This window comes from Plantactinospora sonchi (genome assembly GCF_036422035.1).
GTDB lineage: Bacteria > Actinomycetota > Actinomycetes > Mycobacteriales > Micromonosporaceae > Plantactinospora > Plantactinospora sonchi.
In genome coordinates this window covers 1-25310 of the sequence record NZ_JAZGQK010000042.1, presented here as the reverse complement: position 1 = coordinate 25310, position 25310 = coordinate 1, and the positions used below count along the sequence as shown (strand labels likewise).

At 71.1% G+C, this 25310-nt stretch carries 20 protein-coding genes and 1 tRNA gene; 6 read left to right on the top strand and 15 right to left on the bottom strand.

Annotated elements, in window-relative coordinates:
• Positions 1-20: 20 nt before the first annotated feature.
• The 7 genes from V1633_RS35125 to V1633_RS35095 all read right to left on the bottom strand — a co-directional run bounded on the left by V1633_RS35125 (position 21) and on the right by V1633_RS35095 (position 7230).
• Positions 21-731 carry an ABC transporter ATP-binding protein gene (locus V1633_RS35125; RefSeq protein ID WP_331218533.1) on the bottom strand — a complete coding sequence of 237 codons (711 nt, stop codon included), beginning with the start codon at positions 729-731 and terminating at the stop codon, positions 21-23.
• Positions 721-1626: an ABC transporter ATP-binding protein gene (locus V1633_RS35120; RefSeq protein WP_331218579.1), complete on the bottom strand. Its 906-nt coding sequence runs from the start codon at positions 1624-1626 to the stop codon at positions 721-723. The genes V1633_RS35125 and V1633_RS35120 overlap by 11 nt, the downstream gene beginning before the upstream one ends.
• 25 nt (positions 1627-1651) lie before the next feature.
• Positions 1652-2824: a branched-chain amino acid ABC transporter permease gene (locus V1633_RS35115; RefSeq protein WP_331218532.1), complete on the bottom strand. Its 1173-nt coding sequence runs from the start codon at positions 2822-2824 to the stop codon at positions 1652-1654.
• Complete coding sequence (locus V1633_RS35110; protein WP_331218531.1) at positions 2821-3804, bottom strand: branched-chain amino acid ABC transporter permease; 984 nt, start codon at positions 3802-3804, stop codon at positions 2821-2823. The genes V1633_RS35115 and V1633_RS35110 overlap by 4 nt, the downstream gene beginning before the upstream one ends.
• Positions 3805-3865: 61 nt before the next feature.
• Positions 3866-5011, bottom strand: a complete 1146-nt coding sequence (locus V1633_RS35105) for a branched-chain amino acid ABC transporter substrate-binding protein (protein WP_331218530.1) — start codon at positions 5009-5011, stop codon at positions 3866-3868.
• A 311-nt stretch (positions 5012-5322) separates the two neighbouring features.
• The gene (locus tag V1633_RS35100) at positions 5323-6501 is read right to left on the bottom strand and encodes a beta propeller repeat protein (protein WP_331218529.1); all 1179 of its coding nucleotides are present in this window, start codon (positions 6499-6501) and stop codon (positions 5323-5325) included.
• Positions 6502-6609: 108 nt separating this feature from the next.
• Complete coding sequence (locus V1633_RS35095) at positions 6610-7230, bottom strand: ANTAR domain-containing response regulator (protein WP_331218528.1); 621 nt, start codon at positions 7228-7230, stop codon at positions 6610-6612.
• 89 nt (positions 7231-7319) lie between these two features.
• On the opposite strand from V1633_RS35095, the gene V1633_RS35090 reads away from it, so the two are divergent.
• Positions 7320-7395 (top strand) — tRNA-Leu (locus V1633_RS35090).
• 210 nt (positions 7396-7605) lie between these two features.
• Positions 7606-8916: a YibE/F family protein gene (locus tag V1633_RS35085; RefSeq protein ID WP_331218527.1), complete on the top strand. Its 1311-nt coding sequence runs from the start codon at positions 7606-7608 to the stop codon at positions 8914-8916.
• 31 nt (positions 8917-8947) lie between these two features.
• On the opposite strand, the gene V1633_RS35080 is transcribed toward V1633_RS35085, so the two are convergent.
• Positions 8948-10147, bottom strand: a complete 1200-nt coding sequence (locus V1633_RS35080; RefSeq protein WP_331218526.1) for a low temperature requirement protein A — start codon at positions 10145-10147, stop codon at positions 8948-8950.
• Positions 10148-10282: 135 nt separating this feature from the next.
• Between V1633_RS35080 and V1633_RS35075 the strand changes: the two genes are divergently transcribed.
• On the top strand, positions 10283-11299 hold the full coding sequence (locus V1633_RS35075) for an LLM class flavin-dependent oxidoreductase (RefSeq protein ID WP_331218525.1): 1017 nt from the start codon (positions 10283-10285) through the stop codon (positions 11297-11299).
• A 359-nt stretch (positions 11300-11658) separates the two neighbouring features.
• Here the strand turns inward: V1633_RS35075 and V1633_RS35070 are convergent, their stop codons facing one another.
• Entirely contained in the window at positions 11659-13917 is a 2259-nt protein-coding gene (locus tag V1633_RS35070; protein WP_331218524.1) for a rhamnogalacturonan lyase family protein, read from the bottom strand.
• A gap of 340 nt (positions 13918-14257) precedes the next feature.
• Here V1633_RS35070 and V1633_RS35065 point away from each other — a divergent pair, with 340 nt between their 5' ends.
• Together V1633_RS35065 and V1633_RS35060 are read left to right on the top strand one after the other, a co-directional pair.
• The gene (locus tag V1633_RS35065; protein WP_407952164.1) at positions 14258-15460 is read left to right on the top strand and encodes a GNAT family N-acetyltransferase; all 1203 of its coding nucleotides are present in this window, start codon (positions 14258-14260) and stop codon (positions 15458-15460) included.
• A 148-nt stretch (positions 15461-15608) separates the two neighbouring features.
• Positions 15609-15902, top strand: a complete 294-nt coding sequence (locus V1633_RS35060) for a hypothetical protein (protein ID WP_331218523.1) — start codon at positions 15609-15611, stop codon at positions 15900-15902.
• 26 nt (positions 15903-15928) lie between these two features.
• Here V1633_RS35060 and V1633_RS35055 read toward each other — a convergent pair whose 3' ends face one another.
• Both V1633_RS35055 and V1633_RS35050 read right to left on the bottom strand, forming a co-directional pair.
• A complete protein-coding gene (locus tag V1633_RS35055) occupies positions 15929-16402 on the bottom strand; it encodes a hypothetical protein (RefSeq protein WP_331218522.1) in 474 nt (157 codons plus the stop codon).
• 117 nt (positions 16403-16519) lie between these two features.
• Positions 16520-18544, bottom strand: coding sequence for a beta-galactosidase (locus V1633_RS35050; protein ID WP_331218521.1), 2025 nt, complete (start codon positions 18542-18544; stop codon positions 16520-16522).
• Between the two features lie 171 nt (positions 18545-18715).
• Here V1633_RS35050 and V1633_RS35045 point away from each other — a divergent pair, with 171 nt between their 5' ends.
• Complete coding sequence (locus V1633_RS35045; RefSeq protein WP_331218520.1) at positions 18716-21061, top strand: TIM-barrel domain-containing protein; 2346 nt, start codon at positions 18716-18718, stop codon at positions 21059-21061.
• Positions 21062-21270: 209 nt separating this feature from the next.
• Here V1633_RS35045 and V1633_RS35040 read toward each other — a convergent pair whose 3' ends face one another.
• From V1633_RS35040 to V1633_RS35025, 4 genes are all read right to left on the bottom strand, one after another.
• Positions 21271-22746, bottom strand: a complete 1476-nt coding sequence (locus tag V1633_RS35040; protein WP_331215900.1) for an MFS transporter — start codon at positions 22744-22746, stop codon at positions 21271-21273.
• Between the two features lie 75 nt (positions 22747-22821).
• The gene (locus tag V1633_RS35035) at positions 22822-23310 is read right to left on the bottom strand and encodes a MarR family winged helix-turn-helix transcriptional regulator (RefSeq protein ID WP_331215899.1); all 489 of its coding nucleotides are present in this window, start codon (positions 23308-23310) and stop codon (positions 22822-22824) included.
• Positions 23311-23335: 25 nt separating this feature from the next.
• On the bottom strand, positions 23336-24187 hold the full coding sequence (locus V1633_RS35030; RefSeq protein ID WP_331215898.1) for a carbohydrate ABC transporter permease: 852 nt from the start codon (positions 24185-24187) through the stop codon (positions 23336-23338).
• A 77-nt stretch (positions 24188-24264) separates the two neighbouring features.
• A complete protein-coding gene (locus V1633_RS35025) occupies positions 24265-25146 on the bottom strand; it encodes an ABC transporter permease (RefSeq protein WP_331218577.1) in 882 nt (293 codons plus the stop codon).
• Positions 25147-25310 lie beyond the last annotated feature (164 nt).

The following is a 25310-nucleotide window of genomic DNA, read 5'->3' as shown; positions in this document are numbered from 1 at the left end:
AGCACCCGGGACGCGCGAGGTCACGCCACCCCGAGGTACGCCTCCTTCACCGAAGGATCGCGCAGAAGCTCCTGCCCGGTGCCTTCCTTGACGATCCGACCGGTTTCCAGGACGTACGCCCGGTGTGCCCGGGAGAGCGCCTGCTGGGCGTTCTGTTCCACCAGCAGGACGGTGGTGCCCTGTTCGTTGATCTCCGTGATGATGTCGAAGATCTGCTTGATGACCAGCGGCGCCAACCCCATTGACGGCTCGTCCAGCAGCAGCAGCTTCGGCCGGCTCATCAGCGCCCGCCCCACCGCCAACATCTGCTGCTCGCCGCCGGAGAGCGTGCCACCGGCCTGCTTGCGCCGCTCGGCCAGCCGGGGGAAGAGCCCGAAGACCCGTTCCAGGTCGGCCGCGATCCCGGCGGTGTCGCGCCGGGTGTACGCCCCCATGTCGAGGTTCTCCAGCACGGTCATGCCCGGGAAGATCTGCCGGCCCTCGGGGGACTGGCAGAGCCCCCGGCCGACCCGCAGGTCGGCCCGGAGCCGGCTGATGTCCTCACCGGCGAACCGGATCGAGCCCCCGGCCAGCGCCCGGATTCCGGAGATCGCCCGCATGGTGGTCGTCTTGCCGGCGCCGTTGGCTCCGATCAGGGCCACGACCTCGCCCTCGTCGACGTGCAGACTGATGCCGTGCAGGGCTTCGATCCGGCCGTACGCGACGGTGACGTTCTCGAGTTCAAGCAGCATCGACGGGCTCCCCCAGGTACGCGGCGATCACCCGCGGGTCTCGGCTCACCTCGGCCGGCGTACCGTCCGCGATCTTGGTGCCGAACTCCAGCACCACGACCCGGTCGGTGACCCCCATGACCAGGCGCATGTCGTGCTCGATCAGCAGCACGGTGTGGCCCCGGTCACGGATCTGCCGGATCAGGGTGAGCAGTTGCTCCTTCTCCGCCGGGTTGAACCCGGCCGCCGGCTCGTCCAGACAGATCAGCTTCGGCTCGGTGGCCAGCGCCCGGGCGATCTCCAGACGACGCTGGTCGCCGTACGGCAGATTGCGGGCCACCTCGTTCGCCCGCCCGTCGATGCCGACGAAGCGGAGCAGCTCCAGTGACTTCTTCTCCGCTGCCCGCTCCTCCAGGATGTGCCGGGACAGACCGAACACCTTCGCCGACCCCCGCCGGACCTGCTGCCACAGCCGGGGCAGCCCACCGGCGGCGGTCACCTGCGGCAACTCCTCCGGCTTGGGCTTCACCCGGTAGATCCGGAACAGTGCGCCCGGCACGCTCGTCTTGTGCCGGGAGTCCGTCCCGACCATGACGTTCTCCAGCGCGGTCATCTCCGGGAACAGCCGGATGTTCTGGAAGGTCCGGGAGATGCCCATCCGGCTGATCTGCGGCGGCTTACGACCGCTGACCCGCTCACCGGCGAACCGCACCTCACCGGAGGTCGGCTTGTACACGCCGGTCATCACGTTGAAGCAGGTCGTCTTGCCGGCGCCGTTCGGTCCGATGAGGCCGAGAATCTCGCCCTCGTACAGCTGGAAGCTGACGTCGTTCAGCGCCACCACCCCGCCGAACCGCAGCACGACGTGGTCCACGTCGAGCAGCGCCCGGCGCGGGCCCGGCTGGCTGGGAATCACCGGGTCCTTCCCGGTGCTCGTCGTCTCAGACACTGGCCGCGGCCTCCTTCGCGCGATCCTTCAGCTCACGGGCACGCCGCCGGCTCGGGATCAGACCCTGCGGACGCAGGACCATCACCACCACCATCGCCATGCCGAAGAGCAGCCACCGGTAGTCGTCAAAGAACCGGAAGCGTTCCGGCAGGTACGCGAGCAACACCGCGCCGAACGACACACCCACCATGTTGCCCGAACCGCCGACCACCACCATGGCCACGAAGAGGATCGAGAGTCGTACGTTGAACTGCGTCGGGTCGATGAAGGCGTAGCGGCTCGCGAAGAGGAACCCGGCGAAGCCGCCGAGCGCCGCACCGATGGCGAAGGCCCAGAGCTTGTACTTGAAGCCGTACACCCCCATCACCGCGGCGGCGTCCTCGTCCTCCCGGATCGCCAGCCAGGCCCGACCGACCCGGCTGTGTTCCAGCCGCCAGACCGCGAAGACCATCAGCAGTACGGCGGTGATGGCGAGGAAGTACCACCACTTGGGGTCGATCAGTCCGAAGTACTGGTTGTCGGCGGACGGGGCACCCTCGGGCCCGGGAATGCCGGAGACCCCCTGCGGGCCACGGGTCACCCCGGTCATGTTCCGGGCGAAGATCCGGATGATCTCACCGAAGCCGAGCGTGACGATGGCCAGGTAGTCGCCGCGCAGCCGCAGCGTCGGCCAGCCGAGCAGCACCCCGGAGAGCATGGTGAGCGCGATCGCGATCGGCAGACAGATCGCCCAGGCCACCGCCCAGGTGGGCGGCAGGTCGAAGGTCTGCTGGATCCACTTCACCACCGGGGAGTTCAGCGACCCGAAGAGCGCGACGCTGTACGCGCCGATCGCGAAGAACCCGATGTAGCCCAGGTCGAGCAGGCCGGCCAGACCGACCACCACGTTCAGGCCGATCGCGACCAGTACGTAGATCGCGCAGGTGAAGAGCACACCCGACCAGTTGCTTCCGCCGTCGCTGTAGTCGGTACGCAGCGAGACCAGACCCGGGATGATGAGGTTGGTGCCCGGGATCTTGCCGAAGCTCGGCAGGTAGTAGAGGAAGACCACCAACGCCACGTACGCGGCGCCGCGCTGGGGCCGGGACAACGCGCGCCAGCGCTCACCGAACCTGCCGAGCAGGGCGTGACGCCGGTCGTTGATCTCGCGAAGCTTCTCGGTCATGCGCGTGCCCTCCCCAGCGACTCACCGAGCAGGCCGGTCGGCCGGAACATCAGGACCACGACAAGGACCACGAACGCGACCACGTCCTCCCAGGAGGAGTTGTAGAGCGTCGCGGCGTAGACCTCGACGACCCCGAGCAGCAGCCCGCCGAGCAGCGCGCCGCGCAGGTTGCCGATGCCGCCCAGCACCGCGGCGGTGAACGCCTTGAGGCCGAGGACGAACCCGAGCTCGTTCTGGGTGAATCCGAGGCGCATGCTCCAGAGCAGCGCCGCGGCACCGGCCATGACTCCGCCCAGGACGAAGATGAGCATGATCACCCGGTCCTGGTTGACACCCATCAGGGCGGCCGTCTCCGGGTTCTGCGCCACCGCCCGTACGCCACGGCCGTACCGGGTGCGGTTGATGAACCAGTCCAGCAGCGCCATCATGGCCAGCGCGGCGATGAAGGTGATGACCTGCACGTTGGTGACCGACGTACCGGCAATGGTGAAGAGCGGCTTGCTCTCGATGATGGTCGGCATGCCGACGATCTGCCGGGGGCGCCCGAACAGGGTGGTCATCGTCCCGCCGAGCGTGTCCGGCAGCAGTTGACCGAAGATCTCCACCAGCACGAGCGAGAGGCCGATGGCGGTGATGAGGAAGACCAGCGGAGGGGCGTTGCGGCGCCGCAGCGGTCGGTAGGCGAGGCGCTCGATCACCAGAGCGGTGCCGCCGGAGGCGATGGCCGCGGCGAGCAGACCGAGGACCAGGAAGAGGATGGCCTGACCGATCGGGGGGTTGTTCTCCACGCCGAAGGCGGTCCACAGACCGAGCACGGCGAACGTGCCCACCATGAAGACCTCGGAGTGGGCGAAGTTGATCAGTCGGAGCACACCGTAGACCAGGGTGTATCCGAGCGCGATCAGCGCGTAGATCGCCCCCTTGGCCAACCCGTCGACCGTGTGCTGGCCGAGATGGCCGAAGAGTTCGTCGAAGTTCACAAAGGCTCCTTGCACCAAGCGCGGCCGGGAGTCGTGCTCCCGGCCGCACTCATTTGACCCGTCAGGAAATCTTGAGCTCTTCCAGTGGGGCGATCTGCTCCCCCTTGACCTGGTAGGCCCAGATCACGACCTTGGTCGGGTCAACGTCGCCGTTGGCGTCGAACTTGATGTACTTCGACACGCCCTGCTTGTCGTAGGCCCGGACGAACTCCAGGATCTCGGCCCGGGTCCGCTTGCCCGCGTCGAAGGCGTCCAGGAAGATCTTCATCCCGTCGTAGCCCTCCGCGCCGTAGGAGCCCGGCGCGATGTTGTACTCCTTCTGGTAGTCGGCCCCGAAGGTGCCACCGGCCTTGTCGGCCGGGAGGCACGGGCAGGTGACGATGGCGCCCTCGGCGCCGCCGCTCGCCCCCTCCGGGAACGCGGTGTCGTAGAGCCCGTCCGGCGCGATGAACTTGGCGGTGATGTTCGCCGCCCGCATCTGCCGGACCAGCGGAGCCGCCTCGCGGGTGTAGCCGCCGTAGAAGACCCAGTCGGGCGAAGCGCTCTTGATCTTGGAGATCGTCGCGTCGAACTGGTTCTGCCGCTCCTGGATCTTGTCCGTGCTCACCTGCAGCGGGCCGAGGAGCTTGCCGAGCTCGGCGGTGATGCCGGCGCCGTAGGCGCTGCCGTCGTCGATCACGAAGACCTTCTGGGCACTCTGCCGCTTCAGGTACGCCGTCACCGCGGCCGCCTGGGTGCCGTCGTGGCCGACCACCCGGAAGAACGTCTTGACGCCCTTCTGGGTCAGGTCGATCCGGGTCGCCGACGGGCTGACCATGGCCATGCCGGCGGCCTGGTAGGTCAGCATCGTCGCGTCGGTCTCACCGGAGAAGTGCCCGCCGATCACGCCGAGGAACGACGGGTCGCCCGCGACCTGGTTGGCGATCGGGGTGGCCTGCTCGGCGTTGCCCTGGGTGTCGAACTCCTGCAGCGTGACCTGGCAGTCCGGCTTCGCGGCGTTGTGCTGCTTCAGAGCGAGCTTGGCGCCGTTCAGCGACGGGATCACCAGACCCGCGTTGTCGCCGGTGAACGCACCGAAGATCGCGATCTTGCCACCACACTCCGCGCTGTCGGCGGTGCTGCCGCCCGTGTCCTGGCAACCGGCCGCGGCCACCATCACCGCCGCCAGCGCAGTGGTGCTCAGCGCCCGTACGTACTTTCGCCTCACGGCTCCTTGACCTCCTCCAGATGCAGGCAGCGGCGGACCCGGCGGCGACAACTCACTACCAGCGCATCCACCACCCGGCGACAAACGCCAACCCGCGTTACGGCTCGTGATGGCGGAGCGTACCGAGGCTCATTCGCTCATGGAAAGGGCTGGAGGCGGGGCTTGCCAAACCGTTACGAACACGTGTGCCCGCAGGACCAGAGCCGTAACAAGCGCGACGGTTTACACCCCTTATCCGGCCCCGCGTCCGATCCGGGACGGGCAGCGGCCCGGCACGGGCGCGGCCGAGCGGGCGGAACCGGCGGGCGTACTCAGCTCCCGGCGTCCAGCCGGGTCGCCCAGACCATGCCCTCCCGGCCGTCGTCGACCGCCAGCAGCACCCGGTCGTCGAGCGCGACCACGCTGACGTCCTGGTACGCGCCGACCGGCATCGCCACCGGGGCGACCACCGGACGCCACCCCCGGCCGCCGTCGACAGAGGACCAGAGGCCGTACGCGGCGCCGTCGGAGGTGACGGCGAGCAGCCGGTCCGCTCCGACCGCGGTGAGCGCGGCGACCGTCGGGACGCCGGACGCGGCCCGGCCACCGAACCCGCCGACCGACTCCCAGCCGTCGGAGCCACGCCGCCAGACGCCGAACTCCCGCCCGCGCAGCCCCACCGCGACCGGCGTACCGCCGAACAGGACCACCCGCTGGAACTCCTCGTAGTCCTCGGTCGCCGGGACCGGGTCCCGCTGCCAGCTCCGGCCGTCCGGCGAGGTCCAGCCGAGCGGGTCCCGGTCGATACGCCCGTTCGGTGGCAGGACGCCACCGACCAGCAGCCAGCCGGAGGGCGTCGCGACCGCGTCGGACGCCCAGGTCGCGCCCTGGGCGTCGGTGGCCAGCCCGGGACCCGCCTCGATGATCTCGAAGTCGCCGGCGTCCGGAGAGAGCCAGACGGCCGCCCCGCTGGACCGGTTACCGGTGATCAGCCAACCGGGGTTCCCGGCGACCATCCGGCCGACGTTCACCGCCTTCGGCCCGCCGTACAGCTCGAAGGAGGCCGCCTCGACCTCGACCAGTGAGCCGTCGGAACGGTGCTGCCAGGTGCTGACCCGGGGGTTGCCGTGGGCTCCGCCGGGCTTGTCACCGATCACCGCGACCCGGCCGTCGCGGCAGGCCGCCGCGTAGAGCACGTTGCGCAGCCCGTAGTAGCTCTTCGGCTCGACCCGCAGCGGGGTCCAGGTCTGGCCGTCCGCGCTGTGCCAGGCCGCCGGCCGGGTCTCGCCGGGCCCGGTGCCGACCCCACCCGTGACATACCAGTGTCCGGCGCAGGCGGCGAGGTCCCGGACCATGAGCCGGCCGGGGGTGCCGGGCGGTGGGGGCAGGGACGCCCGCTGCCACCGCGGGCGGACCGGTTCCGCCGGTTTCTCCGGCGCCGGATCCTGACAGCCGGCGGCGCACAGAATGGACACCAGGAGGGCGACACCGACACGCCGTCGGAGGAGCATCGGCCGATTGTAGGTCCAGGGAAGCCGCCCGAGGAACCTCCCGATCAGCGACGGCGGGCGGCGTGCCCGGTACGGGCGACGCCGCCGCGTCCGGTACGCCCCGTGGCCTCAGCCGGCCTCGGTCGCCGGCTCGGCGCCGGTCCCCTCGGCCAGGATCCGCTCGGCCACCTCACGCATCGTCATCCGGTGGTCCATCGCGGTGCGCTGGATCCACTTGAAGGCCTGTGGCTCGGTCATGCCGTACGTCGTCATCAGGGCGCCCTTGGCCCGCTCGACGGTCTTGCGGATCTCCAGCCGGTCGGTCAGTCCGGCGACCTCGGCCTCCAGCGCGGCGATCTCCGAGTAGCGCGACAGCGCGATCTCGATCGCCGGCACCAGGTCGCTCTTCTGGAACGGCTTGACCAGGTACGCCATGGCGCCCGCCGCCCTCGCCCGCTCGACCAGGTCGCGCTGGCTGAACGCGGTGAGGATGACAACCGGGGCGATCCGGCCACCGGCGATCCGTTCGGCCGCCGCCAGCCCGTCCATGATCGGCATCTTGATGTCGAGGATGACAAGGTCGGGCTTCAACTCCTCGGCGAGGCGTACCGCGGTCTCACCGTCGCCCGCCTCCCCCACCACGTCATAGCCCTCCTCGACCAGCATTTCGGCCAGGTCCAGCCGGATGAGCGCCTCGTCCTCGGCGATCAGCACCCGCCTCCGCTCGGCACCTGCCTGAATGTCGGTCACGAGCCCCTACCCCCAACTACTACTTTTCCGACACCTGCCCAGCCGGGTGTCGCCGCCCTCAGCGTAGTGGGTAGTCTTATCGACGCCAGGCCCCTGTAGCCCAACGGCAGAGGCGCGATTCTCAAAAGATCGACAGTGTGGGTTCGAATCCCACCGGGGGCACCACGCATCCAGCGGTATCGAGCAACACCAGGGGCCACCGCCGACTCACGGGGTGGAATCGTCCCGGAATGCGCCAGCTCGGCGTACCCCCGATTCGGTCCGGATCGGCGAAGTCCGTCCCGTAGGTTTCCGTCAGAGGGCAGCGCACCCACGAGTGGGCGTGTTGTGCACAATCAGCATCGAATCGGAAACAGGACTTCAGGAGACCCGCGCATGGGCGCCGACCACCATCGTCCCCCGCCCCCGGCGCCGCCCCGGCTGCGCAAGATCCTCATCGCCACGGTCGTCCCGCTGTTCGCCGCGACATGTGTCGGCGTTCTGCTGCTCTGGCCGTCGCAGGCGCCCACCCGGAAGGATGCCCCGCCGGTCCCCCGGTACCACGGCACGGTGACCCGGGTCGTCGTCGAGCCCTGTCCCGAGGTGCCGGACCTGCCGGAGGCCGGACCGGCCGGCGCGGACGGGCCGTGCGGCACGGTCCGGGCGACGGTCGACGAGGGTCCGGACGCCGGCAGGGAGGTCGAGACACCCATCCCGGTCGGGCCCGGAGCCCCCGAGGTCGCCGTCGGCGACGAGGTGATCCTGGTCCAGCTCACCGACCCGGCCGACCCGAGCGTCAGCAGTTACAACATCGCCGACCAGCAACGGGGCCGCCCGCTGGTCTGGCTCCTCGCCGCGTTCGCGGTCGCCATCGTCGCGTTCGGACGCCTGCGTGGCCTGGCCGCACTCGCCGGGCTCGCCGCGAGCTTCGGCATCCTGCTCACCTTCATCCTGCCCGCCATCCTCGAGGGCAGTCCGCCGCTGCTGGTGGCGGTCACCGGCGCCGCGCTCATCATGTTCGTGGTCCTGTACCTCACCCACGGCGTCACCACCCAGACCTCGGTCGCCGTCCTCGGCACCCTCGGCAGCCTGCTGCTCACCGGGGTGCTCGGGACGGTGGCGATCGGCGCCACCCACCTGACCGGGTTCGGCAGCGAGGACGCCACCACACTGTCGTTCCTCGACGCCGACGTCGACCTGCACGGCCTGCTGCTGGCCGGAATCATCATCGGGTCGCTGGGCGTGCTCGACGACGTCACCGTGACCCAGGCCGCGACGGTCGGCGAACTCGCCCGGGCCAACCCGGACCTCACCCGGCGGCAGCTCTACCAGGCCGCGACCAGGGTCGGGCGGGCGCACATCGCCTCCACCGTCAACACCATCATCCTCGCGTACGCCGGCGCGTCACTGCCGCTGCTGCTGTTGCTCATCGCCGGCGGTCGGGCCACCTCCGAGATTCTGACCACCGAGTTCATGGCCCAGGAGATCGTCCGTAGCGCGGTCGCGACGCTCGGCCTGATCGCCGCCGTCCCGATCACCACCGCCCTGGCCGCGGTCGTCACCACCGCCGGGCGACGCCGGGCGGAGCAGCGGGAGGTGTCCCGACCGCCCGACGCGCGCGGCGAGGCGCTCGCCGCCCTCGCCGGCTCCAGCGCGTCGGCCGACCCGCGACCGGACCCGGCGGGCTGGGAGCCGGACCGGAACTGACCCCGGCGTCCGCCGGGCGGAACGGCCCGGGTCACAACGGGGAGGTCGCCACCTGTCTGCGCCGGCCCCGGATCCGGAGCACGTCGTGGACGGCGATCCCGAACAGGATGGAACTCACCGTGCCGGCGACCGCGAGGGGCGGCAACAGGACCATCGGGCCGGCCACGAGTATCAGCAGGGCGATCCCGACCAGCCGGGACCAGAGGATCCGGCCGAAGACCTCGTAGCCGAACCGGACCCGGCCGGCCAGGAAGAGCAGGGGGCCACCGATGATCACCCCGATCCAGGGCGGGGCGCTCTCGCCGTACGGGTGCGCGATCACCAGCTCGTAGCCGACCGCGGTGGTGACCACACCGGCGACGATGGCCAGGTGGGTGTAGGTGGCGGACCAGGTGAACCGGGCCTGGTCGCGGGCGCTGCTGAACGCCTCGGCGAGCGCGAACCCGGCGTGGAAGAAGTAGATCCGCCACAGCAGCACGGTGGTGAGGAAGGCGATGGAGAACGCCGTCACCGTGGCCGGGGTGAACCTGCCGCCACTGAAGGCGAAGCCGGTGATCAGAATCGACTCACCGAGCGCGATCAGGAAGAACTGCTGGTAGCGCTCGGCGATGTGCTCGCCGGCCAGGCCCCACTCGACGCTCGCGCTCCGGCCGAGCCTCGGCGTGGGCCAGCGCAACGCGTGGCCCAGGTAGTCACCGAGCAGCGCCAGGCACCACAGCAGCAGCCGGGTGCCACCGGTGGTGAAGGCGCCGGCGATCCAGAGCGGCGCGGTGCACAGGACCCAGAAGACCAGCCGGATGGAGATCCGCTGCCGGGGGTCGCCCCACAGGGTGATCCCGAGGAAGAACGGCCGGCCGAACTGGGTCGCCACGTACGCCAGGGCGAAGGCGGGACCGTGCTCTTCGAAGGCCTGGGGTACGGCGACCGCCATCACCATGCTGGCGAACATGGTGGCCACCACGACCACCTGGATCGCCGGTCGTTCCGGGTCGAACCGGCTGGTCATCAGCGTCGTCATGGTCCAGAGCAACCAGAGGGTGAGCAGCAGTACCAGGGCCCGGAGCGCCTGGGTGAACGACGTGTCGTCGGGTTGGGCGAAGTCCTGGACGAGGCGCTGTGACACCCGGGTCAGGGCGAAGACGTAGACCAGGTCCAGGAACAGCTCCAGGAACGTCGGCCGCATGGAGCTCTCGCTTCCGCGCAGCAGTTCTCCCCCGCCGCTGAGCACCATCCGTCGCCCGTTTTCTCCAGATCTACTCCATCTGAAGCTGAATAGTATGCTCTGTCCGAGCGATCCGAACCCGGACCGGTCGACCCGGCCACCGGGAAGAAGATCACATGTGGAAGAAATTCCCGTGGCCGCCGGTTGCGGCAAAGTGTGATCGACGTACCGCTCTCTGTCCTTGACCTCGCACCGGTCGCCGCCGAAAGCACCGCCGGTGACGCCCTGCGGCACACCACCGAGCTGGCCCGGCGTACCGAGGAACTCGGCTACCACCGGTTCTGGGTCGCCGAACACCACAACATGCCGGCGATCGCCTCGTCCGCGCCGGCCGTACTGCTCGCGCACATCGCCGCCGCCACCTCGACCATCCGGGTCGGTTCCGGCGGGGTGATGCTGCCCAACCACGCACCGCTGGTGGTCGCCGAGCAGTTCGGCACCCTGGAGGCCCTGCACCCCGGGCGGGTCGACCTCGGCATCGGGCGGGCGCCCGGCACCGACCAGGCGACCGCGCTGGCGCTGCGCCGGACGGTCGAGGGACTTTCCGCCGAGAACTTCCCGCAGGAACTCGCGGACCTGATCAACTACTTCACCGGGGCCCGACCGGGTCCGATCACCGCGACCCCGGGACGAGGCCAGCTGCCGGCGGTCTGGCTGCTCGGCTCCAGCGGGTTCAGCGCCCGACTGGCCGGGCTGCTCGGCCTCCCCTTCTCCTTCGCCCACCACTTCAGCGCCACGAACACCCTGCCCGCGTTGCAGCTCTACCGGGACAACTTCCGGCCGTCGGAGTGGCTGACCGAGCCGTACGCGATGGTGGCCGTGAACGCTGTCTGCGCCGAGACCGACGAGCGGGCACAGTGGCTGGCCGGGCCGGCCGAACTGTCGTTCCTGCGGCTGCGCACCGGTCGGCCGGCACCGCTGGCCAGTCCGGAGGAGGCGGCGGCGTATCCGTACACCGAGGTCGAGCGGCAGTTCGTCACCGAGCGGCGGGAGGGGCAGGCGCTCGGCTCTCCCGAGACGGTCGCCCGGCAGCTGGGCAACCTGCTGGCCCGGACCGGTGCCGACGAACTGATGCTCACCACGCTGGTCTACGACGTCAACGACCGGATCCGCTCGTACGAGCTGATCGCGGAGAAGGTCGCCGGCGGCCTGCGCCGCTGACCGTCTCTCGGCCGCCGGGGACCGTCTGCCGGGCACCGGGGTGAGCGTCTCCCGGTGGCCGGGGTGACCAGGGACACAGCGGATCGGCGCCGCCGAAACACAGTTTTCACCGTGCTGTCATCGACCGGCACCGGAACCCGCCTAATGTTTGTCCCGGTGGTGGTTCGACAAGCGCGATCGGGACGGGTCGCGTGATGTCGCGGTGTGTGCCGCACCGGCCGGCGGGGAGATGAGCGACCCCGCGGGCCGGTGCGGCTTCGCGTTTCGCCGGTCCGCCACGGCGCCTGGCCCTACCTGGCGCCGCCGCGAACCGGCGTCACGGAGAGTTCCGGCGGTTCCGCACCGCCTCCCGTACCGCCTCAGCGGGGATAGACCGCCGGGGCCGGCGGGGTGGACATGCCGTTGCCGATGAAGAAGCTCGGGTGCGGCGGCTGGTTGTAGGCGGTGTTCTGCCAGGCGATCGCCACCCGGTACATCGGGTCGTGCATCAGGGTGTGGATCCGGACGTTCGTCGGGTTGGGTGTGCTGTAGATCCGCAACGCCCGGTTGTCGCTGGTCCGCCAGATCACCTCCTCGCGCCAGTCACCGAGGATGTCCGCCGAGAGCGCCGGGTTCGACTTCGTACCGTTGTTCGACGCCACCCCGCTGCCGGTGAGCAGCCGGGTGTCGCCACCGGTGCCGTACTTGTCGATCCGGGTCTGGTCGAGCAGCTCCCGGACCGGGTCGCCGTCCCACCAGATCAGGAAGTTCGCCGACGACGGCTTGCGGCCGACGTTCGTACCGGACGGGCTGCGCAGTCCGTCGGCTGCCGACGACCAGGACTCGGCACCGGGACTGCCGGCGTAGACGTCCCCGGCCACTCCCCGGCCGTTGTCCCCGGCCGGACCGGTCGACCAGTAGATCTGTCCGGTACGCGCGTTGGCGAACCAGGACGACGGCTTCGAGGAGTCCTCGCTGACCTTGAAGTACTCCAGGCCGGTCCGGCTCGGGTCGAGGTCGCCGAGGTGCGCCGCGTCGCCGTGCCCGTGCCCGGTGTTCCACAGCGGCGCGCCGTTGTCGTCGACGGTCATCGCGCCGTACACGATCTCGTCCCGGCCGTCGGCGTCCACGTCACCGACGGTCAGCGAGTGGTTGCCCTGGCCGGCGTACTGGGATCCGGCGGAGTTGGAGTCGAACGTCCAGCGCCGGGCCAGGCTGCCGTTGCGGAAGTCCCAGGCGACGATGACGGACCGGGTGTAGTAACCCCGCGCCATGATCAACGAGGGACGCTGGCCGTCCAGGTACGCCGTACCGGCGAGGAAGCGGTCGACCCGGTTGCCGTAGTTGTCACCCCAGGACGAGACGGTGCCCCGGGCCGGCAGGTAGTCCACCGTGGAGAGCGCGGCGCCGGTCCGGCCGTCGAACATGGTCAGGAACTCGGGGCCGGCCAGCACGTAGCCGGACGAGTTGCGGTGGTCCGCCGACGACGAACCGATCACCTGGCCGGTGCCGGAACGGGTGCCGTCGGCGGTCTTCATCGCCACCTCGGCGTCCCCGTCACCGTCGTAGTCGTACACCTGGAACTGGGTGTAGTGCGCGCCGGCGCGGATGTTGCGGCCCAGGTCGATCCGCCACAGCCGGCTGCCGGTCAGGGTGTACGCGTCGACGTACACGTTGCCGGTGTAGCCGGACTGCGAGTTGTCCTTGGCGTTGGACGGGTCCCACTTGAGCACGATCTCGTACCGGCCGTCGCCGTCCAGGTCGCCGACCGAGGCGTCGTTGGCCGAGTAGGTGTACGCCTCGCCGGACGGCGTGCTGCCACCGGCCGGCACCTGCAGCGGTACGTCGAGGTAGCCGCTGCCGAACTGCAGCGCGGGCGCCGAGGCGGCCTGTTCCGTTCCGCCCACCACCGCTCGGACGGTGTACGCCGAGCCGGCCGCCGCACCGGAGTCGAGATAGTTGGTGGCGCCGGTGATCGGGGTCGGGTTGACCCGGGTCGAGCCCCGGTAGAGGTTGAACGCCACGCCCGAGGTCTCGGTGCCGAGCAGCCGCCAGGAGACGAGGTTGCCGTCGCCGGAGCGGACGCTGACCAGGCCCCGGTCGAGGTCCTCGACCTGCTTCGCGTCGGCCGACGGGTTCGGCGGCGCGGTGGTGGGCGGTGGCGCGGTGGTGGTGGGTGGCGTCGTCGGCGGCGCGGTCGGGCCGCCGGTGGTCGGGGCGACGGACCCGGTGCAGGCGGTGCCGTTCATCGCGAAACCGCTCGGCACCGGGTTGCTGGCGGTCCACGAACCGTTGAAGCCGAACGTGGCGCTGGCGTTGGTGCCGAGCGCGCCGTTGTAGCCGACGTTGCCGGCGGTCACCTGGGTGCCGGTCTGGCTGACGGTGGCGTTCCATGCCTGGGTGACCTGCTGTCCGGCCGGGTACGGCCAGGTCAGCGTCCAGTTGGTGACCGGGTCACCGAGGTTGGTGAGCGTGACGCTGGCGCCGAAGCCACCCTGCCACTGGTTGGTGACCTGGTAGTCGACCCGGCAGCCGGCGGCGGCGGCCGAGGCGACCACCGCACCGAGGGCGACGCTGGCGGCGAGCGTTCCGGCGGTGGTGGCGGCGAGCAGGGCGGTGCGCTGTCGTGACGTGCGCATGACTGTTCCTCCGTAACGAGGCGGGGGTGCGGCGACGACGCCAGCCCGGTCGGACCGGCCGACAGGGCCGACCGGTCCTGCCCTCGACCGGATGGCTCGTACCGCGGGCGGCCGCGACTGGAACAGTTCAACGGTCGCCGGAAATCGGGGGTGGCTCCCTTGCCCGGAAATGCTATGGCAAGCGCTTTCCCGTACACAACATCGGATCGTGTTGATTTAAAGGTTTCAGTTCGGCCGGGTCTCGCGGTCCACGGCGCTCGGCGTGACACCGCCGGCCGCGCACCGGGCGCCGACGTTTATCCGGTGGCTGGTCAGCGGGACGCGTGGCTAGGCTCGGCCGGTGCCTCCGACCGTGATCCAGGTCCGTCCGCTCGAGGTCGACGAACTCGAAGCGGCCTGGCAGTTGGGCCGACTGGCCTTCGGCTCCGCCCCGACGCCGGCGCCCAGCGCGCTGGCGCCGCTGGACGGGCTGACCCGGTACGGCGCCTTCGACACCGCCGGCCGACTGCTCGGCAAGGCCGTCGACCTGCACCACGAGCAGTGGTGGGCCGGTCGGCGGGTGGCCGCCGCCGACGTCGCCGGGGTGGCGGTGGCGCCCGAGGCGCGCGGGCGCGGGGTGGCCCGGGCCCTGCTGCGGAAACTGCTCGCCGACGCCCGGGAGCGGGGGGCGGCGGTCAGCGCCCTCTTCCCGACGATCACCGGGCCGTACCGGAGCTGTGGCTGGGAGGTGGCCGGCGCGCTGCGCGCCGTCGACCTGCCCACGGTGGCGTTGCCCGCGCACCGGCCGGCGCCGGAGCTGACCGTGCGCGCCGGCGGGTCCGCCGACCTGGCGGCGGTCGCCGACCTGTACGACCGGATCGCCCGACACCGTTGCGGGCTGCTCACCCGCCGGGGCGGTCTGTTCGACCAGGCACCGCCGACGGCCGGGCTGCCGGACGGGATCGACGGGCTCACCCTGGTCGAACAGGACGGACACCTGGTCGGCTACGCGGCCTGGTCCCGGGGCCGGGGGTACGACCAGCACGCCGTGCTCACCGTGGAGGACATCCTCGCCTGCACCGGCGGCGCGGCCCGGGAACTGGTCGGCGTACTGGCCAGCTGGCGCAGTGTCACCCCGACGGTACGGCTGTGGCCGCTGGCGCACGACGCGGTCACCGCACAGTTGCCGCTGGAACAGGTCCGGGTGCACGAGGAACGGATCTGGATGCACCGGCCGGTCGACGTGGCCCGGGCGGTCGCCGACCGGGGCTGGCCGACCGGGACACGCGGCCGGGTCGACTTCGCTCTCACCGACGACAACGCGCCGTGGAACACCGGTTTCTGGCGGTTCGAGGTCGACGGTGGCGAGGCACGGCTGCACCGGATCCCGGACGAGCCGACACTGTCCCTCGACGTACGCGGTTTCGCGCTGCTCTACACCGGTGCCGCCGACGCGTACGCGGTCGCCGAGGCGGGCCTGTCGGGTGGCGCGGCCGGCGCCGACCCGGGTCCGCTCGACCTGCTCGGCGCCGGCCCCCGCGCCGACGTGCTCGACTACTTCTAGTTCTCGACGGCTTCTGGTGCGATGTCCACCGGCGTCCACCCGGGACACCGTTCGACGTTCCGGTTCGTCCACACTCGACTTGTTTCACCCGGTGTCAGTACGCCGCTAGGGTGATCGGCAAGCTTCCGTAGAGGGTTGGAGATGGGACATGTGGTGGACCGGCGGCGGTCTTCTCGCACTCGTTTTTCCCGCTGTGACCGTCGCGATCGGGTACCAGCTGTTCGGCTATCCCGGTGTGCCCTTCGGTTTCCTCGTGGCGGGCGTCGCGACCTGGTACGTCGGACGCCTGATGAACCGCAGCCCCGACGATCCGGACGACTACCACAACGAGCACCGCTTCTTCTCGATCCCGATGCAGTACTGGGCACTGCTCTGGATGGTCTTCGCGCTCTCCCAGCTCGTCCTCATGTCGCTGGGGAAGGCGGGCTGGCAGCAGCAGTGAGGCTCGTGGGCGAAAGCCCCGCCGGGTCAGGGGTTGTTCAGGGCGCCGAGCCCGCCGAGCAACGCGCCGCCGCCGCAGCAGAACACCAGGACCACGCCGAACGCGACGATCGCGAACAGGTAGTTCGACCACATGCCGAACTTCGTCACGTCCGCGCCCTGGCCGTCGTACACCCGGTTGCGCCACACCCCGAACCGGAAGTCCAACTGGGTCGCGGCACCCGGCGGCACCACCACACTGGTCTTCACCATCGGGACGCCCAGGATGTCGGTGTACTTCACCTCGTGCGGTCCGGCCGGCACCGGAATGTGCCAGGTGCCCTCACCACTGATCGGGACGTGCCGGTCGTCGATTTTCAGCCTCGCCACCGCCGGCACGGGGACGAGGTACGGGCCCCGGTTGACCGTGACGACGAGGGCACCGGCCCCCGCCGGTAGGGCCACCGGATGCGGGTACGCGACCGGCGCGGAGGGGAAGCCCGGGCCGTAGGGGTACGTCATGGCACAGAATCGTGGCACATCCACCCCGGTGGTGGGTGCCGCCCCTGCCCCGGCCCGGCGTCGGACAACCACGTTTCCTGGCCGCCCCGGGGCCGTGCCGGCGGAACCGGGTCGGGCCTACTCCTCACGCAGTACCGCGCAGCCGCCGGCGGGCAGCGTCACCGGGTCGGCGTACCCGCCGGTGAGCAGGTCGGTACCGGCGACCGGCACGGTCTGTACGGCGTCGGTGTGGTTGAGCAGGAAGAGCCAGCCCGTTCCGTCAGCGGACCGGCGGCGGACCGCCTCCACCCCCTCCGGCGCCGAGGGGCAGGTCGGCAGCACGCCGGCCGTCCGGGCGACGTCGGCCAGCAGTCGCCGGTACGTGTTGTCGTCCAGCCGGGTCGAGACGTACCAGGCGACCCCTTCGCCGTGCCGGTGCTGGGTCACCGCGGGTCGCCCGGCCAGCCGCCCCTGCTGGTACGTCGTCACCGCCGTCGCCCCGGTCAGCTCGACCGGCTCGGACCAGTCCCGGCCGGTGCCGCCGTCCGACAGGGCCAGCCGCTCCGCCGGGTCGAGCGGATGGAACTCCTCCACCCGGATGCCGAGCAGGTCCCGGAAGGCCCCCGGGTAACCACCGGGCCGGACCCGGTTGTACACGTCGACGATCCCGCTGAGGTACGTCACCACCAGGTGCCCGCCACCTGCCAGGTGGGCCCGTACCTGTTCGGCGTAGCCGTCGTCCACCAGGTGCAGTGCCGGCAGGACCAGCAGCGCGTACCCGGAGAGGTCGTCGCCGGGGGCGACCACGTCGCAGCCGTGACCGGCCCGCCACAGTGCCCGGTGCGCCGCCGCGACCTCGTCGGCGTAGTCGAACCGTGCCGACGGCAGGACACTGGCCTGCGACGCCCACCAGCAGGTGGCGTCCCAGGCGACCGCCACCGACGCCCGGACCGTCCCGTCGTCCACCTCGGACAGTCGGGCCAGGGTCTCCCCCAGCTCCACCGCCTCGCGGAACGCCCGACTCTCCGGGCCGGCGTGTGGCAGCAGCGCGGAATGGAAGAGTTCGGCACCGCCCCGCGACGCCCGCCACTGGAAGAACATCGCTCCCCGGGAGCCCCTTGCCACGTGGGCCAGGCTGTGCCGCAGCAGCCGGCCCGGCTCCTTGCCGTGCATCCGCCCCGGGGTCAGGACGAGGTTCGGTGCGCTCTCCATCAGCAGCCAGGCCGGCCCGCCGGCTGATCCGGCCGGGTCGGTCGGCCCGGCGGCCCGGCGGCGCGCCCAGCCCCGGGCCAGGTCGGCGGCGAACGCGGTCTGCTCCTCCGCGCCGGGGCCGGCCTCGGACGGGTAGTGGTCGATCGCCACCAGGTCCACCTCGGTCGACCAGCGGGCGTGGTCGACCGGCACCCAGCCGCCGAGAACGTAGTTGGTGGTCACCGGCACGTCGGGGGTGGCGGCCCGGAGCAGGTCCCGCTGTGCGACGTACGCGCCGAGCAGCTCGTCGGAGACGAAGCGGCGGAAGTCCAGCAGTTGGCTCGGGTTGCCGAGGTACTGGGTGGCGACCGGGGTGCGGATCTGCTCCCAGGCCGAGTAGTGCTGGCTCCAGAAACTGGTCGTCCAGGCGTCGTTCAGGGCGTCCAGCCCGCCGTAGCGGGCGCGCAGCCAGCACCGGAACGCCTCGGTGACGTACCCGCAGTGGCACGTCGTGCCGTACTCGTTGTGCACCCGCCACATTGCCAGGGCGGGATGGTCGGCGTACCGGGCGGCCAGCGCGGCGGTGATCTCCCCCGCCGCCGTCCGGTACGCCGGAGCGCTGGCGCAGTAGGTGTCCCGACTGCCGTGGCTGAGCCGTACGCCGTCCGCGGTGACCGGCAGCGCGTCCGGATGACGCAGTGAGAACCACGGTGGCGGGGAGGCGGTGGGGGTGGCCAGCGCCACCCGGACGCCACCGCCGTGCAGCAGGTCCAGGACCCGGTCCAGCCAGTCGAAGTCGTACCGGCCGGGTCGGGGTTCGAGCCGGGACCAGGCGAAGACGCCGACGGTGACCAGGTTGACCCGGGCCCGGCGCATCAGCGCCACGTCCTCCGCCCAGACCTCCGGCGGCCACTGCTCGGGGTTGTAGTCACCGCCGTAGCAGAGCCCGGTCGACCCCTTCGGCCACCGCATGCGCAGCCTCCGCTGTGGACTTTTGTTGGGAGTCCAGTCAAAGTAGGCGCGGTGGATCACCCTGTCAACGGTCCGCCGACCGATCGACGTCCCGCGATTGACAGTTTGTTGGGTTACCAAAGAAACTAATGGGAGCCCGACGGGCCCCGCGCCGGCAGCCGAGGAGACCGAATGCCGTACCGACCGCCCCTGGTCCCGCACGAGACGTTCGTCGCCGACCCGCCCGAGCTACCGGTCCGGGCCCCCGGCGAGCAGGGTCTCTCGGCACTGACCCGGGCCGAGGTGCTCGGCACCGACTCCTCCGGTGTCACCCTCAAGGCGGGCACCTCCGACGGCGGCTCGCTCGCGGTCCGGATCACCGCCGCCGCCGAGGGCGTCATCCGGGTACGCCTCAGCGAGGACCCGCTCGCCCGGGGGCGGGCCAGCCGGGCGCTGCCGCTGGTGCACCCGCAGCCGTACCCGGCCGAGATCCGCGTCGACGGTGACCGGGTACGGATCGACGCCGGGCCGGTCGTCGCCGAACTACGGCTCGACCCCTGGCACCTGCGCTTCGTCGACCGCTCGGGCGCGCTGCTCGTCGAGCAGAGCCGGGGTGAGCAGGACATCAGCGGCCGACTCCGTACCCTGCCGTTCGGCCGGTCGCTGGTCGGCGGCGCGGTCGCCGCCTACCACGAGAGTTTCGTCGCCCCCGGCGACGAACGGTTCGTCGGCCTCGGCGAGAAGTTCACCCCGCTGGACAAGCGCGGCCAGCGGGCACTGATGTGGAACTTCGACGCCTTCGGCAGCGAGTCCGACCGGTCGCACAAGAACGTCCCGCTCTACCTGTCGAACCGGGGTTACGGGATCCTGGTCGACAGCGGCCTGCCGGTCGAGTTCGACATCTGCCAGTCGACGCACAGCTGCGTACAGATCCTGGTGCCGGACGACCTGATCGACTACTACGTGCTGGCCGGCCCGACCCCGGCCGAGATCCTCGACCGGTACGACCTGTTGACCAGCCGCCCGGCACTCCCCCCGAAGTGGGCCTTCGGCACCTGGGTCTCCTCCGGCTTCTTCGTGGACAGCCAGCAGCGGGTACTGGACCGGGCCCGGCGGATCCGGGAGCGGGGCATTCCCTGCGACGTCCTGCACCTGGACTGCTACTGGCAGGTCGCCGGGGCCTGGTCGGACCTGCGCTGGGACGCCGAGCAGTTTCCCGACCCGGCCGGCATGCTGGCCGACCTCGCCGAGCTGGGCTTCCGGGTCAGCCTCTGGATGAACCCGTACCTGATGACCGGCAGTCCCCGGTACGCCGAGGCGGCGCAGGCCGGCTACTTCCTGCGCCGGGCCGACGGCTCGGTCTACGTCGCCGACACCTGGCACGGCAGCCATCCGGCCGGCGGCATCGTGGACTTCACCAACCCGGCGGCGGTGGACTGGTTCGCCGGACTGCTCCGGCCGCTGCTGGCCCAGGGGGTCGCCGTCTTCAAGACCGACTTCGCCGAGGGGGTGCCGGCGGACGCGGTGGCGCACAACGGGATGACCGGAGTCGAGCTGCACAACGTCTACACACTGCTCTTCAACGACGTCGTCTCGGCGGTCACCGAACAGGTCGCCGGGCACGGTCTGGTCTGGGCGCGCTCGTCGTACCTGGGCGGGCAGCGGCACTCGGCGCAGTGGAGCGGGGACGTCAACGCGACGTACCCGGCGATGGCCAGCACCCTGCGCGGCGGGCTGAGTCACGGCCTGTCCGGGGTGCCGTTCTGGAGCCACGACACCGGCGGCTTCCACGGCACGCCGACTCCCGACCTGTACGTCCGCTGGGCCCAGTTCGGCGCGCTGTCACCACTGATCCGGTTCCACGGTACGACCAGCCGACTGCCCTGGGACTTTCCGGCCGAGGCCGAACGGGACGCGGTCGACGCGCTCCGGTTGCGGTACCGGCTGATGCCGTACCTCTACTCGGCGGCGGTGGCGGCGGCCCGGACCGGCGCGCCGATGCTGCGGGCCCTGCTGGTCGACTCGCCCGACGACCTGTCCGCCTGGCAGGCGGACCTGGAGTACCGGCTCGGGACGGACCTGCTGGTCGCGCCGATGACCAACCCGGACGGCCGTCGACACGTCTATCTGCCGGCCGGCGACTGGGTGGACTTCTGGTCCGGCGAGGTGCACCCCGGCGGCCGGCACCTGCGGGTGCACCAGCCACTGCACCAGATCCCGCTCTTCGTCCGGTACGGCGCGCTGCTGCCGGTGGCCCCACCGGCCGACCGGATCGGTGCCGGGCCGTTCCCCGAGGTCACCGTGCTGAGCTGGGGCGCCGTCGACGCCGAGGTGACGATCCACGACGTCGACGGCGACACGATTGTCCGGGCCCGTCGCTCCGGGGACGAGTTCCGGGTGGACAGCGACGGGCCGTTGAGGGTCAGCGGTGTCGCGTTCGCCCGGATGGACGGTGCCCGGCTCCCCGCCCGGCTGGTCTGTGACGGCGAGGTCAGCACTGCGGTGCACCTCGACGGGCTACCGACCGTGCGGGGTTGAAGGTCGGGGTGGGGTGCCCAGGTGGGGGGCGCCCCGCCCTCCCTCAGCGCCAGCCCGTGGCACCGGCCGACCCGTGGGGGCGGCCGGCGCCCGTGTCGCGGGGACCGAGGCGTGCCCCCGGCCAGCCGCTACGGCCGGGACCAGCGGCTGCTGCGGCACGCTTCCGTGTGCGGCCGGCGCCCGTGCCGCCCGACAAGGCCGGGAGTGGATCAGGCGGACGTGGTCGAGGCCAGGGTGCGCCCACCGCTCCCGCCGGTGGGCGGGATGTCGACCGGCCGGGGCGGTTGGCGCAACACCACGGCCGCGATCGCGAAGGCGACGAGGAGCAGGCCGGTCGCGACGGCGAAGGCCAGTCGGTAACCGCCGGTCAGCGCGGCCGCCGTGGATTCGCCGGCCACGCGCAGTCCCTCGGTCCGGGCCGCGGCGAGCGTGCCGAGCACCGCGACGCCGACCGCCATGCCGACCTGCTGGGTCGTGTTGAACAGGCCCGAGGCGAGTCCGGCGTCGTCGGCCCGGGCGCCGGACATGCCGAGGGCGGTCAGCGCCGGCAGGGCGAGCCCGAACCCGGCGGTGCACAGCATCGCCGGCAGCACGTCGACCGGGTAGTTGCCGTCCACCGGTAGCCGGGTGAGCAGTCCCAGCACGCCGGTCAGCAGGAGCAGCCCGGTCAGCAGGACCCGACGCTCGCCGAACCGGTTGATGAGCCGGGCGGAGAGACCGAGCGAGACGGTGCCGATCACCACCGCCGCCGGCAGCATGGCCAGACCGGTCCCGGCGGCGCCGTAGCCGAGTACCCGTTGCAGGTAGAGGGTGAGCAGCACCTGGAAGGTGAAGCAGGCCGCGACCATCAGGATCTGCACCAGGTTGGCCCCGGCCACGGCGCGGGAGCGGAGGATCCGCAGCGGCATCAGCGGCTGTCGGGCGGTGGCCTGCCGGGTCACGAACGCGGCGAGCAGGGCGAACGCCAGGGCGAGGAGGCCGAGGGTGGAACCCGAGGCCCAACCGTGCGTCTCGGCCCGGACGACGGTCCAGATACCCAGCACCAGGCCGGAGGTGACCAGGAGCGCGCCCACGAGGTCGGCGCCGGAGGCGAGACCGGGGCCACGGTCCGCCGGCAGCACCGGCAGCGCGACCGCCAGCACCGCGAGTCCGATCGGCAGGTTGATGACGAAGATCCAGTGCCAACCGAGCCCGTCGGTGATCACCCCGCCGAGGACCTGGCCGAGCATCGCGCCGGCGGCGCCGGTGAAACTGAAGACCGCGATCGCCCGGGCCCGCTCCCGGGGCTCGGTGAAGATCGTCACCAGGATGCCGAGGCTGACCGCGGTCGCCGCCGCGCTGCCGGCGCCCTGGACGAACCGGGCGGCGATCAGCACCGCCGGGGATCCGGCGACGCCGGCCAGCAGGGAGGCGGCGGTGAAGACCACCGTGCCGGCCAGGAAGACCCGCTTGCGGCCGAGCAGGTCGCCGAGGCGTCCGGCCAGCAGGAGCAGGCTGCCGAAGGCGAGCAGGTAGGCGTTCACCACCCAACTGAGGCCGGCCGGGGAGAAGCCGAGGTCGTCCTGGATCGCCGGCATCGCGACGGTCACGATGCTGCCGTCGAGGATGGTCATCAGGGTCGTCGAGGCGATCACGGCGAGAGCGAGCCAGCGGGATCGGGGCGACAAACGGGTCGGATCGGACACGGTGTCCTCCTGTCGATCGGATGCGACAGGAAGGACGCTAGCAGATGGTTTTGTTACAGACTATCTGCCTCGGATTCAATTTTCCCGCTGTCGGGCCCTGCGCACCGGCTGCGGGCCCTCCACCGGATCGGCCAGATGACCGGTCGCCAGCCGCTTCAGGGCCCGGACCAGCACCTCCCGCTCCTCGGCCGGCAGCGAGTCCAGCGCCTCCCGGTGCACCCGGTCCACGATCTCCTGGCTCCGACCGGCGACCCGGGCGCCCTCCGGGGTGACCGCGACGATCCGGGCCCGACGGTCCGTACCGGACTGGCGCCGCTGGGCCAGCCCCGCCTTCTCCAGCGCGTCGACCGTGACCACCATGGTGGTCTTGTCCATGTCGCCGAGCTCGGCGAGCTGGGCCTGGGTCCGCTCCTCGTCCAACGCGTGCACCAGGACGCAGTGCATCCGCGCGGTCAGCCCGATCTCGGCCAGCGCCGCCGCCATCCGGGTCCGCAGCACGTGGCTGGTGTGGTCCAGCAGGAACGACAGGTCCGGTTCGGTACGGGTCGGCGCCATCGCGGTCATATCCCGAGTTTAGGCCGGCGGCGGCTCAGCCCTTGACCGCGCCGACGATCACGCCCTTGACGAAGTGCCGCTGCACGAACGGGTAGACCAGCACGATCGGCGCCACCGTGACCACCACCACCGCCATCTTGATCGCCAGTGTCGGCGGCATCGAGACACCGACCGCCGTACCGGAGGTGTTCGGGGACTGGCCGGCCAGGATGAAGCTCTGCAACACCCGCTGGCTCGGGAACTTGGCGTTGTCGTCGATGTAGAGCAGCGCGGTGAACCAGATGTTCCAGTAGCCGACGGCGTAGAAGAGCCCGACCACGGCGATCACCGCCCGGGACAGCGGCAGCACGATCCGGCCCAGGATCCGGAACTCCCCCGCCCCGTCGATCCGGGCGCTGTCCAGCAGCTCACCCGGAATGTTCTGGAAGAACGCCCGGAGCACGACCAGATTGAAGACACTGATCGCGCTCGGCAGGATCAGCGCCCAGAGGTTGTCCTTGAGCCCGAGCCCGGTGACCACCAGATAGCTCGGCACCATGCCGGGATAGACCAGGAACGTCAGCAGGAAGTAGAGCAGCAGGCCACGGTGGGCCACCGAACCGGGCCGGGACAACCCGTACGCGGCCAGCACGGTCAGGATGAGGCTGACCGCCGTACCCAGCACGGTGACCATGGCACTGACCCAGAGTGCCCGGCTGATCTGGCCCCCGGAGAAGATCGTCACGTACGCCGAGGTGTCGATCTCCCTTGGCACCACCACCAGCCCGCCGGCCGCGTTGATGGTCTCCCGCGACGACAGACTGGTGACCAGCACCACCCAGAGCGGGATCAGCACCGCCAGCACCACTGCGGTGAGCACCGTGCCCTTGCCGACCTGGCCGGCCACGCTCGGCGGTTCCTCCCAGGTCGGCCGCCCGGGCCGCCGTCGCGACCGGGTCGGACCCGACAACCGATCAGTCACCGTCATGACCGCGAATACACCCCCCGCTCACCGATGGCGTGCGCGAACCGGTTCGCCGCCAGGATCAGCACCAGCCCGACCATCGCCTTGAACAGTCCGGCCGCCGCGCCGTAGCCGTAGTTGCCGGTGGTGATGCCCTGGTGGTAGACGAACGTGTCCAGCACCTCGGCGGCCTGCCGGCCGACCGCGTCCCGCTGGAGCAGGAACTGCTCGAAGCCGACCGAGAGCGCGTCACCCAGCCGCAGGATCAGCAGCAGCATGATCACCGACCGCAGGCCGGGCAGGGTGACGTGCCAGAGCCGGCGCCAGCGGCCGGCGCCGTCCACCGCCGACGCCTCGTACAGGTGCGGGTCGATGGTGGAGAGCGCGGCGAGGAAGACGATCGTGCCCCAGCCGACGTCCTTCCACACCGTCTCGGCGGTGACCAGCACGATGAAGGTGTCCGGGTTGGACATCACGTCCCACGGTTCGAAGCCGGCGTCGCGCAGCGTCTGGGAGAGCAGACCCGCGCCGCCGAGCATCTGGACGAAGAACGTCACGACCAGCACCCAGCTGAAGAAGTGCGGCAGGTAGACCACACTCTGCACGAAGGCGCGCAGCCGCGCGGAGAGGATGCTGTTGAGCATGATCGCCAGCACGATCGGCAGCGGGAAGTAGAAGACCAGCTGGAACCCGGTGATCGACAGGGTGTTCCAGAACGCGTCCCAGAACGCGGGGTCGCCGAAGAGCGCCTCGAAGTTGCCGAGCCCGATCCACGGGCTGGCCAGGAACGCCCGCAGCGGGCTGTCCCCGGCGTACGGGTTGTAGTCCAGGAACGCGACGACGTTGCCCAGGGTCGGCAGGTAGTGGAAGACCAGCAGCAGCAGGGCGGCCGGGAGCACCATGACCAGCAGCGGCCAGTCCCGGCGCAGCCGGGCCCGCAACGGGGCCCGGCTGCGGTGCCGCGACCGCCCCGTGCCGGCCCGGTTCTCCCGCCGACCGCCCCGGCCGGACCGCGACCCGCCGGGCCCGACCCGGCGGCCGCCGGGGCGGGCGCGGGCGGCGGCGA